This window comes from Polaribacter sp. Z014, from assembly GCF_023555435.1.
Classification (GTDB): Bacteria; Bacteroidota; Bacteroidia; order Flavobacteriales; family Flavobacteriaceae; genus Polaribacter.
Window position 1 is genome coordinate 110,775 of the sequence record NZ_JALCZP010000003.1, and the last position, 14,701, is coordinate 125,475.

The window sequence follows — 14,701 nt, forward strand, 5'->3', positions numbered from 1 at the left end:
ACAAAGTAACAGCATAATCTCAATTTTAGATATATGTCATTTATCTCTTTATTACTGTATTTTATCCTTATTATATGTTATTTTACTTCTTTAAGGTAATATCAGTCTAACTTTAGAAACGTTGGAAAACTATATTTTTAAAGAATCTAAAACATGATCCTCTGATTTTAAAACTCTTACTATCAAATCTATGGAAGTAATTGATTTATCTATCGATATTTTAGTCTGAAGTATAAATACTTTTAATGGATTCACTTTTTCTAATTTTATCTCTTTTATTATTTTACCTCTCTTATTTTTTAAATATAGAAAAGCTTGTCCTTCCATAAAAACCCCATAAGACCCCTTTAAAGTTTGAGTATCTTTTTTTAACTGTAATTTACCTGTAATAATACCTGCTAGATTTACATCTAAAACTGGCGAAGTTTCAATTTTTGCAGCTCCATGAATTTCTTTATAGGTAAAACTCTCTTTTGGCTGTAACGTATATAAAGGTGTTTTTACTTCCGTTTCTAAATATCCGGTTTCTAATCCACTACAAAAAATAGCCATATTTATGCCATGGTCATATTCTTTAGAAGCATCATAAGGTTCCATAATTTTTACAAATGCAGTGTTTGTAATTTTATTTACATAACAAATCCAAGATTTGGATGATATAATATGTAAACCAGCCATTGCATTGTAATCATATTCAACTTCATAAATTCCGGGTGCAACTTCGCCTTTCCAATTGGTTCCTTTATTAAAATATTTTTTTACATCTTCTGTGTTATTTTTATCAATCTTAAAACGATTTCTATTGATAAAATTCCAACGTTGTTTTGGCGTTGCAGAAATTTCGAATTGTGCTCCGCTTGGTAATTTCAATTCTTCCGAAAAAGGAATAAAAGCACTAAAATTATGTCCGTCTTGTAATTTTGAATCACTCCAAGAAACATGTTGGCTAGAAATCATCAATCCTTTTTTAATTGTTTTGTCTCCAACATTTTTTAATGTATGGTAGATGTAAACCAAGCTAGAATTGGATTCTATATACAAACTTCTACCATATTGAATTTTCTCATCAATTTTATCTGGATATAAAAATTTCTTTTCTTTTCCGAAGAAAAAAGGAACCGGTAATTCTTGCACACCAGATTGCACTTCAATGGTTTTCTTTCCTTCGGAATTTTCTCCAATAGATACCTTATAAGGTGAATCTCCAATTACAACTGGCGGCGGCCAACGTTTAGATTTGTTTCCATTTTTATCTATGGATGAATTTTCAATTGGCAATGGCACTAATCGATAACCACCAAAGTTGCGCCATTCATTCATTTTTACTTCCTCTGAAGCCCCAAAAGACTTACCCTTTAATTTTGGATTTACCCATAAAGATGGAACATCACCTAAATTATATTCTAAAATTCTACCAGCAGCTTCAGGTACCACCGCCAAACTGATGTATTTATTTTTAGCAACGTACACGTCACTCCATCCCCAGTTGTTGTAGTTTTTTTCTACTGAAATTGTTTTTTCTTGAGAAAAAGCACAAATACTGAATAAAATTAAGAAGTAATTTTTCATTTTTTAGTTATTTATAAAAGTAAAAGTATATCGTTTTTATTTCTCGGAAACCTCTACGAAATAGACTTCATAAGGCTTAAGAACCGGCGTTGATGAAGCAGGAATTCCATTTATAAGATCTTTGCAAACAGGTTTACTTTCTTTATTAGAAAACGAAACTTCTAATTGAACTTTATTTTTACCTAAATTAATAATTGAAAGTAAGTTTCTACCATGAGCTGTTTTTATAGAACGCCAAGTACATGTTTTAAAATCTGAATCTGTTTTTTCTGTAACTACTATTTCTGGTAACGCCTTTTTACTTCTTAAAAAAGACAATGCTTTTAACTGCATTTCCTCCAAAGAATTTAAAATAAATAAATTATTACTTTTTGATTCTAAGCTTTTTAAGGGCTCGCCATATTCATTACTTTTAAAACTATTCTTATCCATAATAACACTACCTCCTTCATCTAAATACTGCTGTACAGCCTCAAACTCTGTTTCCGTTACGTGTTCCGTATTGTAAATTAAAATAACATCCCAATTGGCTTTATCCTGTTTTTTAATGATATTTTTAGTCGCAAACCCTAAAGAAATTCCTTCAAAATTTAAACGTTCATATACATCAAAAATACCATCCATATAATCTCCTTTTTGTTTTGCAGCGGTCTTAGAATAAAAAATTCTAATTGGTTTTCTTTGATTTTGAAAAGCTGTAACCTCTTCAGAAAAAGTATTTAAATCGATTAAAGTATTCTCTAATTCAAATGTAACTCTTGGTTGCTGATTGTTAGAACCAGCATAACCATCTGTTAAATTTCTACGCAAAGAGCCATCATTTTGTCTTGGCCAATACCAAGTTTGAGACGCATTTAAACCTAACAAATGAGCAACCCAATAAGTTGCTCTAACATATTTAGGATTCATATTTAAGTCTCTTGTATGGCTTCCGCTTAACAAATGACTTTCTGAATTAAAATTAATTTGATTTGGTTTTATCGATTTTAAGAAATCATAACCCATAAAAAGTTCTCTCCAACCAAACACATATTTCTTATCCCAATCAGAATGTATTTTTTTGGGTTTTATATTATTATAATGTGCGGCAATATCGTTTCCATTAATATCAGATAATTCTGTTAAAGCTTCTAAATCTATACCTGCATCTGCATTATTATCGGTAAAAATTGATGGCATTATTTTTAAATGTACTTTTGCCTTTGGATCATTCTTTAATAATTCTGCTTTTAAAAATTGAAACCAATCTATCACTCTTTCTTCATTAAAAGTAGTCCAATCATACCATTTAGGAGTACCTCTTTCTGATAAATCTACAGGCAATAATTTTTCTATTTCACTAAAATTAACAAGGTTCGTTTTCCAAAGAGAATTTAATTGCGCAATTGTTTTGTGTCTTTTTTGAAGCCATATTTCAAATTTTTTAATTGTATAATTAGAAACATCCTGTCTAAACCACACTTTCTTTTTTCCATCTGTGTAATTTGCCCAACGTGGTTCATTCGTTAACATATAACCTAATTGCGTAAATTTTTTATCCCTTAGAAAAGGCACAGTTCCTTTAAATAAATTTGACATTAAAATTCTTGCTCCAGGATTATCTATGTCATACTTTGTAAATGGTTTTCCTTGAATTTCACCAAACTCTTCTCCAAACTCTGTTAAAGTCCATTTTGGAATATTTTTTTGAGAAACAAACACAAAACCTGCTTTTTGGCTATAACTTTCCTTAATTTTTTTAATTGTTTGAGGAGTAATTTCACCTTTTTTATTCTTTACTTGAGAAGGACTTATTAAAAAAACATCTAATTCTCCAAAATATTTATCTAATTGATTTGTACCTGGTTTCCATGTATAATCAGACAGAAAAACAGGTCTATTTCCATTTACTAAAGTGTTTTCTTTGATAGCTATTTTATGCCAATTTGGTCTTATATATTTTTTTCTAAAAATTTCACCTGTCAATAATTCATTGGCATTTTGTATACTTTCATCTAAAAGAAGTAACATGTCCTTTTTTTCAAAATCTGGCAAATTAGTTGCCATTTCTGCCGCTTTCTTTTTATAAATAGTTACTTTTTTATAAAGTTTTGTGTTCTCATCAATATTATTTTCATCCCATTTTGCAAATTTTCTAAATATATCTACTGTATTTAAAGCCAATTTTTCTTTATAATTATCAATTTTTTTTAATTCTAATTTTTCCACTAGATTTTCTAAAACTGATACTTTAGATTTTATTTGTTTTTCTAAAGATTGAGAAAAAAGGCTTACACCAAGAAAAAGAAAAATTACCAAGATACTTTTTTGAATCATAATCTATTTTTATTTTATAAATGAAGTCTTTTATTTTTTAATGTTTAACACTATTTCTTTACCAAAACTGATTAAATTGTTCTAGTAATTGTTTTACAATTTCAAGATTATTTTTAAAAATATTTTTTAGTTTCTAATCTTGTTTCTTTTATTAAATCTAACCTAGAAGGACTCTAAATCACCTATAAACAAGATGCACTATTAAACAACAAATACCTTCCTTACTAAAGCATTAATATTTGGTGTAATTGCAATTTTTGATACATCAATTAATACATATCGGCAATTTATCATAATATTGATACGAAAAATTGCTAAATAGTACCTTTTACCCCCTCAAAATTACCATACTTAAGAAGTTTGAGTGATACAATTTAAAAGCAAAAATGATATTATAATGAAGATTTGTTTTCTTTTTCAAAATTTTGTAGAAGCTCCTTTTGAGTTGCTGATAATTGCTGATTTTTTAAAAACCAATACGCTCTTCTTGCCGTTATAAAATCTGATTTTAAAAGTGGTAATACATTTTCTACCACTTTTTTAGAAATGGGATTTTTAGCCTGTATTACATCTAGAAAAAAAGAAACCTCTTGATAAGAACTTAACTTCGGGATTTGATTGCTTAAGCGATCTAAATAAGAACTTGACACCTTGTAATTTATTAATTTCAAAGACCGAATTGCCGCTAACTGCTGTGCCGTTTTCCCCCTTACAAAAACCTCTTCTGCTGCTGAAAAATAAATATCTGCAGGCGCTTTCTCTATATAAGCAAAAGTCGATTTTAATAAAGTTTCTTCTTCTAAAACTCTTTTGGTTATGACCTTAATAAAAGGCGCTGTGTAATTTTTTCTTCGTTCTAAATCATGCAAAGCAATCTTAAAATAAGCTTGATTTTCATCAACCAAAAAAACTTTTAATTGTTGCTCTGAAACGGATTCTCCTGTAATTTCTTTAATTTTCTGCACAACATCTCCATTTGCCCAATGCCATAAAGTAAAACAAGTTAAAGCCGCACCAGGAACTGTATCTTTTTCATCTAACTCTAAAGCTGTTGCTCCAGAAACAGCATCTGTATCCTCATCACTATGTTCATCAACTACAGTTAAAATTTCATCTATAAAAACATCTTTAAAAGGAGAGTTTACATTCGCTAAAATGGTTTGTAATTTTAGATAATCTTGAGATTCAAATACAGCATCTTCATACTTTTCTAAAGTTGCTCCTTCTTCCAACTCATATTTCTGATATTCGCCAATGTCATTCCAAAAAATACGAACAGGAATAATTTTACAAACTTTTTCTAAACAAATTACAGATTGAACATCCATATAATAGGAAATAGGAAGTCCATTTTCATCTATATTTTGATTCAAAATAATAGTTACAGCCTCCTTTTCTCCCGGATGCGTTATCTCTATTTTATGTTGAATTGTTTTATAGGGATCTACAGGAATATCTGCACCACTTATCAAAAGAAGTGGAACGAGTATCCAAAAATATATTTTTATAAAATGTATCATTTATGTGGATGAATCTATATTAGGAGATCAATATAGATTCATATTCTTTAATTTATGTGATTTTCTGTAAATCAAAAGTAGTTATCAGTCTATTATGCATAACAACGCAACTCAAAAAGTTTTACATTCTCAGCGCCATAAGTTTCTGTCATTTTTACTCTAATAGCTGTCGTTTTTACGCTGCTAAACTTCATTTTAATCAAACGCGTTCTGTTGTCTGTTATAGCACCTAAGGCTATCCAACTTCCATTCACTCTTGCTTCAAAACTTACTGCTTTCAACATTTCTTTAGGTACAGAATTCCCATACAAATCGTCATTTTTACTGTCTTTACGCATCATAATATTACGATTCACATTGGTATCGCATTTAATTTCTATGGATGATAATGTAACTGGAGCTTCCCATTCTGCTTGAATTTCTGCTGAAAGTCCATCCGATTGCCAATGATTTATTTCTCCGTAAATATCTCTCGAAATTCCGTTTGTTAAATTTTTAGCATCACCAGAAGAAGTAGATGAACCAAAAATGGTACTTGCCTTTTTAGCCAAATCTTTTGGGTCGTTGGCATTTCTCTTCGGAATAAAAACATCATCACGTAATAATTGTTCTTGTAATTCCTTTATATGTTTCTTAGCGACTTCTCTAGGGTTTATATTGTATTTATTACAAATAGTAGCTGCGGTACCAACTGCCTGACCTTCTAAAGCACATGTTGCCATAATTCTACTCGATGAAAGTGCAATATGCGTCTGACTCACATTTCTACCAGCAAATAGTAAATTAGATACATTTTTAGAATACAAACTTCTAAAAGGAAACTGATAAACTTCTTTAAAATGATAATGAAAATAACTTGGTGGTTCAGAAATATTCTCTATCCCTCCAGGATTGTGCTCATCTAAAGACCAACCCCCAAAACCAATCGCATCTTCAAAATGCTTGTGTTCTGTCATATCCTTTTCCGACAGAATATAATCTCCAACAAAACGACGAGACTCTCTTCTTCCGGGTAAAGAACCTACCCAATCTAAGGCTAAATTTTCTGCTTCAGGAAACTTACCCGAGTTTTTAATATAATCCCAAACACCATGTAAATAGCCCATTAATTTATGTCTATTCACTTCTGCTTCTGCAATAATATCATCTTCACTCCCAACTTCTATCCACCAAACACCATCTCTAAAACCAGCAAATTTTCTTCTTTTATTTGCACCTTCATGCGTGTATTTAATAGCATAAGAAGGAGGAGAATACTTCATAGGTTTCCCCATATCTTTAGAAGACATTAATAAAGTTGCGCCCATTTGCCATCCATCTGGCTCATCTGGTGCATATTTTTCATTAAATTCTGCTTTCCCTTCTCTACCTGTTCTGTATTCTGCACCAGAAGTTGCAGCTAACAATCCATCACCAGAACAATCAATAAAAATGGGCGCATTAATCGTAAACATGGTTTCGGTTGTTGCTTGCCAACACATTGCAGATTTTATTTTATCTCCATCCATCACCGCATCTACCGCTTGGGTATTTAACATCAATGTAATATTAGGCTCCCTCACCACAAAATCATATAAAACATGATCGAAAACAGGAAAAGATTCTTGCTCATTTTCAAAACGATTGTGCAATAAAATTTCTTCTATAATTCCTGTTTCTCTTTCTGCTTTTCCCTTAATATTATTCACTCCGTTTAAATGCACACGCATTTCACTAGAAGCATTTCCTCCTAAAACGGGTCTGTCTTGAATTAAAACCGTTTTAGAACCATTTCTTGCAGCAGCAACTGCAGCACAGATTCCCGCTGCTCCACCACCAATAACAGCAACATCGTATCCATCTGTTTTTTTTCTTGAATTTACACCTGTTTTGCCCGTTCCTAAATGAAACCATTTATCATTTTCTCTATCATACACCATATCATTTGTACTTGCACATGACGTTGCAATCATAGGTATTGCGCCGACTGCAATTGCAGCTGTTGCTCCTTTTTTGAAAAAATCTCTTCTTTTCATTTTAATGTTGTTTTATGGATTATTTCTTACCAATATATTTTTTGCTTTTCAGCATAATTCAATGAAATCCAAGGGACAATTTTTATACAAATATTATATCTCCCGCAGATTTCACTGATTAGCGCAGATTTTTAGTCTTCTTTGAAAATCTTCATCACCTCTAAAATATTAAATAGATTTCTTTGGAATATTTCCTTGCCAACCTTTATTAAATTGAATCATTAATTTTTCAACTAAAGCTGGATTTTCATTAGCGATATTCTTTGTTTCCGTTGGATCTGTTTGATGGTCATACAACTCTACAAAAACAGGTTCTTTATCTTTATGTTCTCTGTCTTTCCAAACAATAAATCTGTATTGAGCTGTTCTCATGGCATAGCCCATTAAGTTGTTTTCAAACAAATCTCTGTCCCATTTTTCTTTTTGTTGATTTTTAATTTTCGATTCAACCTCTTTTAATAACGGACCAAAATAAGTCTCTCTCATTGCTGGTCGTATTGGGAAGCCACCCCATTCTCTTAATGCTGGTGAAGGAAACTGACTAAAAGCAGCTTCTTTCCAAGGTGTTTTTGGGTTTTCTATTAATGGTGTAAAACTTGTTCCTTCTACATGTTTTGGAATTTCTAAACCTGCTAATTCTGCTAACGTAGGATACATATCTACCAATTCTACCAAAGCATCTGTGGTTTTTCCTTGACTTCCTTTTGGCATATCTGGTGTCCAAATTAATAACGGAACTCGTGTTGCTATTTCATAATTCGTTGCTTTTCCCCAAATACCCATATCACCTAAATGCCAACCATGATCACTCCAAACAATAATTATGGTATTTTCTCTTAAGCCTTCTTTTTCTAAAGCCGCAATCATTTTACCAATCTGAGCATCAACATAACTTACACATGCTAAATATGCATGTTTTAAGGTAATTGCTAATTCTTTATCAATAGGTCCTTGCTTCGGAATTCCGCTTCTTACACGTAATTCAAAAGAAGGATGTAACCCCATTGTTGCTCCATTTTCTGGGCCTTCAGTTTGGGTAGCTAGTTTTATTTTTTCTCTATCGTATAAATCCCAATACTTTTTTGGTGAAACCCAATTTAAATGTGGTTTATTAAAACCTAATCCTAAGAAAAAAGGTTTGTCATTTTTAGCCGCCATTTCTTTCATGGTTGCAATGGCTAATTCTGTATTATAGCCATCTACATAGGTATTATCTGAAACATCCGCAGATTCATAAGCAACACCAGAAGCCAAACCAAATTTTGCTACAGCTCCATATTTTGCATTCATTTCTTTTCGTGTTTTTACACGATCTAAATTGTTCTTTTCTAAAGCAAAACCTACTGGTTTTTTTATGCCTTGCATACTATCTAAAGCTGGGTTTCTGCTCCATGATTTCTCATCATCTAAATCTCCATGATGAAAAATCTTCCCCATATACACCGTTTCATAACCGTTATTTTTAAAAAGTTGCGGCAGGGTAACCACATCTGGATTTACGTCTCTAAATTTGATGTAATTATGAAAAACACCACTTGTTTCTGGTCTAATCCCAGTTAACAAACTAGCTCTAGATGGTCCGCAAATAGATTGCTGACAATACGCATTTTCAAACAACAATCCTTCACCAGCCAGTTTATCTAAATTAGGACTTACAGCAATATCGGATCCGTAACAGCCCAATTCTGGACGTAAATCATCAATACCGATAAATAGGATATTAGGTCTTTTCTTAATTTTCTGATTCAATTCTTTTTGTGAAGAATTGCAACTAAAAAAGAGCAAGCTAAAAGCTGCTAAAAAATAGATTCTCATTATTATAAAATTATAAATTAGTACTGCAATTTAAATATCATTTTTGAAATAATAGTAGTTTAAAGGATTACAAAAACTTAACATTGTAGTATTTATCATTATAATTAACTTAATTTTAAATAAAAAAAAGCATCTAAAAAAAATAAAATAAACACTTGTTTAACAGTGTTTTAAAAACCATAAACACTTATTATTTTCCTTATTTATAACTTAACTTTTATTTTTAACTATCTTACAGGCGTAACAATTTACATTTCTTAACAATAGTACTTCACAAATTATTAAAAGTAACTTTAGTATTAATTTTTCGCTTCTTAAAATAGAAGATGACACTTCTATAAACAGAAAAACACTGTTAAGGAGCTAGAAAGTTTAACTATTATAAGTCCACTCAATAGAAAAAATCTTTAATATGGAGATGCTTTTAATACCGTTGGTAAAGCCTTCTTAAATGCTAAAAACCTAGAAATATCAGAGAAAACATCGGAGCTTTTTCGTTTTTAAATATTTTTTGTGATAGCCTTACTACCAATTACCTTTATTGGGTTTATGATTAGAAGTCGAACTACACCTTTAAAACAAAAAAAAGCGACACAAAATCTCAAGATTTATTAATCGTTAAAAACAAAGAACTTACGATGAGTACACTTCAAATAATTAAAAAAAATCATATAAACCTTAAAGGATCTTCTTAAAAACGAATTTAGATATTGGAACAAAAGTCCTTTTAAAAGCAGGAAATAATCGTTCTACAAGTTTATGAAACTCCTTTAACAGCCTTTCCCCCTCTTTCAATATAGGTTTTCACAAACGTTTACAGGGAAAAACACCCAATTTAACTTCTGGCAACTTAAAGGTTTGTGCGTTGATAAAACCTAACTTTTACGGTAAAGAAATGGTACGTCTTTTAGGGGTTTCTTTTAGAAGTGTTCATATTCTAGGACATCGCCTAAAAAACAAATGAGCTTAATCATAGAGGTAGATTTAACCAATTATATAAATGCTATTTAATTTGTTAAATTAATTTACAAACTGCATGTTTAAGGTATTTTTCAGAGCTATAAAATCTCTTAAAATTGAATTAATTTCACAAAAAGTTGATTATTAACCAACTTTTATTATATTTGGAAAAAATGTGCTAGTAGAATTAATACAATTTAAGTAAAAAAGTTGCTGATTTTTATGTTTAGATGAAATACTTCGTACAAACATAAATACTATTATAATCATTTCCCCAATGTTTATTTATCTTCTGACATACTTAGAATATTTTACCCACAACATCAACAAAGTGTACTTAAAAATATTGCTAAATTTTTAAGTTTACAAAAAACACTTCATCTCTTAAATACTTTTTTAATCGTTTCCCTCGTCGATTAAGGTAAGATTTATTAAAGTGAGTGAAATAGAAAAATGTTATTAAATTAAAATTGAAAAAAATGAAGGAGGGAAAAATTAAAAACATTCTTATTACAGGAAGTGATGGGCGGTTAGGCCAAGAATTACTAGAAATTGTAACTAAACAGGAAAGTAACTATACTAAATCAAATTTCCACTTTACAAATAGAAATTCTCTAGATATCACTAATTTAAAAGAACTTAGAGAATACATTGAATCTAAGAGTATTGATACTATTATCAATTGCGCAGCGTATACCGCTGTTGATGATGCCGAAAAAAATCCTGAACTTGCATACTTAATCAATACTGAAGCAGTGAAAAATATGGCAGAATTGTCATTCCAAAAAGGGATTAGACTTATTCACCTTTCTACTGATTTTGTTTTTGAAGACAATAAATTTAGACCTATTAATGAAGAAGATACTACTGGTCCTAAAAATATATATGCCAAATCTAAACTAGCTGGCGAAAATGAGATTAAACGCATTAACCCTGCAAACTCAATCATTATACGTACCTCCGGTTTATATAATCGCTTTGGCAATAACTTTGTTAATACAATTTTAAAGCTTGGGGAAAACAAAAAAGTTTTAGATATTGTATGTGATCAGTTTAATACTCCCACTTACGCAAGAGATCTAGCAATAACCATCTTAACTATACTAAATCAAAATATAAAACCCTCTAAATCTGTAACGATATACAATTATAGTAATGAAGGAAGTTGTTCTAAATATGATTTTGTTAAAGCAATATTTGAACTTAGTAATATTAAATGTAAAGTCAATCCTATTAGTGCAGAACAATATCCTAATGCGGCAATACGTCCATATTACAGTGTATTAAGTAAAGAAAAAATTAAAAAAGACTTTAACATACAAATACCCTATTGGAGAGAGTCTCTTAAAGAGTATCTTAAAATTATAAATATTGGTTTAAATAAAAAACATAAAATAGGTATTATTGGTTCTGGCTTTATTGGAAGTGGTTTGGCAAAGTTATTAGCAGAAAATAAAAACTATGATATTTCTGGTATTTTAACACGTTCAGATGCCCGTAAACGTAATGATTTTGCACAACATAGCTTTCTTACAAATTCGTTAGAAGACCTCATAGAATCTTCAGACTTAATTGTTGAATGTAGTGGAGATGCTATTTATGCCACTGAAAGTATCGATAAGATTTTAAAAGCTTCTATACCCGTAGTTACTATGAACTCTGAGTTTCACGTAACTACAGGATCATACTTTGTTGATAAAGGATTAGTGACTGAAGCAGAGGGAGATCAACCAGGTGTTCAAGCTATCCTTCATGAAGAGGCTCTTGAAATGGGATTCAAGCCATTGGTTTATGCCAATATTAAAGGCTATTTAAATGAAAAACCTACACTTAAAGATATGATCTATTGGGGAAATAAATCTAACCTCAGTCTTGAAATGGTAACATCATTTACAGATGGTACAAAGGTAGAAATTGAGCAGGTTTTAGTTGCCAATGGCTTAGGTGCAGGAATAATACAAGAAGGATTAGTAAAACTTTCTAATGATAATATGCTTGAAGGAGGCTCTATACTTGCCGATAAGGCAAAAGAACTAGGGTATCCTGTCAGTGATTACTTACTTTCATCAAAATTACCGGCAGGAGTTTTTCTTATGGTAGAACATGATGAAGATCAAAAAGGTTCTTTAAAATATTATAAACTTGGTGATGGGCCATACTATGTTTTAGAACGTACCTACCATCTTTGTCATTTTGAAATAATTAAGACAATTAAACGTGTATTAACAGGCGGTGGTGTATTATTAAACAATAGTAAAAAACCTAAATTTAGTGTAGCGGCTGTTGCAAAACGCGATTTAAAGGTTGGAGATAAAATACAAAAAGGCATCGGAAGTTTTGATGTAAGAGGCACCGCTGTTGAAATTGTTAATAATCTGTCTCATGTTCCTATAGGACTGATTGCTAATGCTACTATTATAAAAGAGGTAAAAGAAGGTGAAAAAATTACTTTTGATGATATAGATATACCAGAAAGTTTGGCTTTAAAAGTTTGGAAAGAAATACTTGACAAAAGTAAAATACCGGAGTGTGTTTGATAATAAGCACATCCTTTAGCTTCTAAATTAGATAATTCACGATTCACCCACCTAATGGCAACATCAATTTTATTTATTCTTGAAGTTAAATAATAATTGACTTATTTTTTTTGGTCTCATTATTTTTTTGATTCTTTTATTGGGATTCTGATGTGCTTAAAAATGTAATTCATAATTTCTAGTTTTTCATTAATTTGGATTTAAGAAATATATACTCTTAAATAGATGATTGCTATCTAGTTTTGGATTAAGAAAAATCACACTTTAATCTTTTTCTTTTTACTCTTGTTTTTGTTGCTTTCTTCTTATTTCGGAATTATAAGCGAAAAGCCTTTAACATTATCTTTTCTTGGATAAGTTGTCATTTTTTTCAGCTGAAGCAGTACCAGACACATTTGCAATGTCTGGTAGCTTTAAATTTATTTATCTCCCTAAAACAACTCATCTACTGCCTAGGTATTTAACATCAATATTAAAATAGTTAAACCCTACTTTTACAATATCTCCAGCCCAACAATTTGGCAAATCGCCAATGTAAGTTTGTATGGGTAGAATTTCGCCTTCCTTTCTCTAATTAATTAAATTATTTGTTGAACGGATCTCCCAACGATCCATTCTCCAAGTATCTTCTGTTTCCCAACTTTCATCATGACCTCCAAAAAGATAAACTCTATTATTATCTACCAAAACATGAGGATCTGTTAATCCCTCTTCTGGAAATAGGTTTAGGTTTAAAATAGGTTTAGTTACATTGTTTTCAGTATAGCTAGGAGGAGTTGCAGCTTTTGCTTTTCGAAGCAGTTCAGCACGAATTTCTGGTGCTTTCTCAAAAAACATTTTTTTATTTGCTTTTTCTATTTCTGACTTAGATTTACAACCAAAAGCAAGTGTTAAAATCAAAACAAATTAAACTAGTTTCATGTTTTATAAGATTATTTATATTTGTACTTCTACTCTTTATTTGTTAACTCTAAAATCTTTTTTCTCATTATTGGATTCCAGATTTCATATCCCAATTTATTTAAATGCATCCCATCCTGAATAAAAATATCAGTTTTCAATGTTCCATTTGCATGCAACATCGGAGAAGCTAAATCGATAAAATGAACATTTTTTTCTTTTTTACTAAAATTTAAAAGTTGTGTATTGGTAATCGCTTTGTTCTTACGGATATCTTTCCCTATAAAATCATCTACCATTACAGGTTTCATAGAAAGTAGTAAAATAGGTGTTTTAGGAAAATCAGCTTTAATCTTCTCTACCAGTTTCTTAAACACATCTACAGCTTCTTCTGGCGCTTTTCCTTGCTCAATATCAATATCACAATAAATAGCGATAATTGAAGGATTGTAATTTTTTATAAGTACGTTGTAATGAAATATAATTTCATGCATATTCATACCTCCAATTCCTCTGTTAATAACAGAAAAATCAGGAAATGAAATAGACGTTTTCCAACCAGCAATACTAGAACTTCCAACAAATAAAATTGAATTTTCTGGAAATGAATTCTTATCATCAAAATTCTGAAAATTAGCAACTGCTTTTTCAATTCTATCGTTCCTTTTTATGCTGATAGTATTACTAGTTTTTCTAAATTTATCTTGATTCTTATGAAACAAAGACATCGCCTTTTTATACTTTTCTGGATGTAAATTATAATCTAATTTATGATCCTTCCAATATGTTCTAGATTCTTTATAAAAAGAATTTCTAACGGCATCAGTTACCACCTCTTTTTTCAAGGAATTCTGAAGAAAATCTACAAACTGTGTATCGTTAAATTTGGTTTTCTCTTGGGAAACAGTAGCATTACCAAGACACAAAAGCAGTATTAAAATTAGTCTAGACATTTTATATTTTTTTTGGTTATCAATGAATTTTTGTTAATTCTCAGCTCTAATATTGTTAATTAATGTTGTTTTTTTTATCCTGAATGGTTTCAAAAACCTTGTAGGCATAAAATTTG

8 protein-coding genes are annotated in these 14,701 nt (G+C 30.4%); 1 reads left to right on the top strand and 7 read right to left on the bottom strand.

Features of this window, described 5'->3' with window-relative positions:
- Nucleotides 1-129: 129 nt before the first annotated feature.
- The 5 genes from MPF19_RS05880 to MPF19_RS05900 all read right to left on the bottom strand — a co-directional run bounded on the left by MPF19_RS05880 (nucleotide 130) and on the right by MPF19_RS05900 (nucleotide 9,235).
- The gene (locus MPF19_RS05880; protein ID WP_249987179.1) at nucleotides 130-1,569 is read right to left on the bottom strand and encodes a hypothetical protein; all 1,440 of its coding nucleotides are present in this window, start codon (nucleotides 1,567-1,569) and stop codon (nucleotides 130-132) included.
- Nucleotides 1,570-1,605: 36 nt separating this feature from the next.
- The gene (locus tag MPF19_RS05885; protein ID WP_249987181.1) at nucleotides 1,606-3,885 is read right to left on the bottom strand and encodes an alpha-amylase family protein; all 2,280 of its coding nucleotides are present in this window, start codon (nucleotides 3,883-3,885) and stop codon (nucleotides 1,606-1,608) included.
- A 392-nt stretch (nucleotides 3,886-4,277) separates the two neighbouring features.
- A complete protein-coding gene (locus MPF19_RS05890; protein WP_249987182.1) occupies nucleotides 4,278-5,405 on the bottom strand; it encodes a hypothetical protein in 1,128 nt (375 codons plus the stop codon).
- A 92-nt stretch (nucleotides 5,406-5,497) separates the two neighbouring features.
- Nucleotides 5,498-7,420 (bottom strand): FAD-dependent oxidoreductase, encoded by a 1,923-nt coding sequence (locus tag MPF19_RS05895; protein WP_249987183.1) that lies wholly within the window; start codon nucleotides 7,418-7,420, stop codon nucleotides 5,498-5,500.
- 168 nt (nucleotides 7,421-7,588) lie between these two features.
- Nucleotides 7,589-9,235 carry a sulfatase gene (locus MPF19_RS05900; protein ID WP_249987185.1) on the bottom strand — a complete coding sequence of 549 codons (1,647 nt, stop codon included), beginning with the start codon at nucleotides 9,233-9,235 and terminating at the stop codon, nucleotides 7,589-7,591.
- A 1,439-nt stretch (nucleotides 9,236-10,674) separates the two neighbouring features.
- Between MPF19_RS05900 and rfbD the strand changes: the two genes are divergently transcribed.
- Nucleotides 10,675-12,732, top strand: coding sequence for a dTDP-4-dehydrorhamnose reductase (rfbD, locus tag MPF19_RS05905; RefSeq protein ID WP_249987186.1), 2,058 nt, complete (start codon nucleotides 10,675-10,677; stop codon nucleotides 12,730-12,732).
- Between the two features lie 570 nt (nucleotides 12,733-13,302).
- Here the strand turns inward: rfbD and MPF19_RS05910 are convergent.
- On the bottom strand, nucleotides 13,303-13,632 hold the full coding sequence (locus MPF19_RS05910; RefSeq protein WP_249987187.1) for a hypothetical protein: 330 nt from the start codon (nucleotides 13,630-13,632) through the stop codon (nucleotides 13,303-13,305).
- A gap of 50 nt (nucleotides 13,633-13,682) precedes the next feature.
- Nucleotides 13,683-14,585, bottom strand: a complete 903-nt coding sequence (locus MPF19_RS05915) for a GDSL-type esterase/lipase family protein (protein ID WP_249987188.1) — start codon at nucleotides 14,583-14,585, stop codon at nucleotides 13,683-13,685.
- Between the last annotated feature and the right edge of the window lie 116 nt (nucleotides 14,586-14,701).

Bases quoted from the DNA above. Each gene is read 5' to 3' on its own strand.
- MPF19_RS05880 (WP_249987179.1), bottom strand. From the start codon at position 1,569: ATGAAAAATTACTTCTTAATTTTATTCAGTATTTGTGCTTTTTCTCAA.
- MPF19_RS05885 (WP_249987181.1), bottom strand. From the start codon at position 3,885: ATGATTCAAAAAAGTATCTTGGTAATTTTTCTTTTTCTTGGTGTAAGC.
- MPF19_RS05890 (WP_249987182.1), bottom strand. From the start codon at position 5,405: ATGATACATTTTATAAAAATATATTTTTGGATACTCGTTCCACTTCTT.
- MPF19_RS05895 (WP_249987183.1), bottom strand. From the start codon at position 7,420: ATGAAAAGAAGAGATTTTTTCAAAAAAGGAGCAACAGCTGCAATTGCA.
- MPF19_RS05900 (WP_249987185.1), bottom strand. From the start codon at position 9,235: ATGAGAATCTATTTTTTAGCAGCTTTTAGCTTGCTCTTTTTTAGTTGC.
- rfbD (WP_249987186.1), top strand. From the start codon at position 10,675: ATGAAGGAGGGAAAAATTAAAAACATTCTTATTACAGGAAGTGATGGG.
- MPF19_RS05915 (WP_249987188.1), bottom strand. From the start codon at position 14,585: ATGTCTAGACTAATTTTAATACTGCTTTTGTGTCTTGGTAATGCTACT.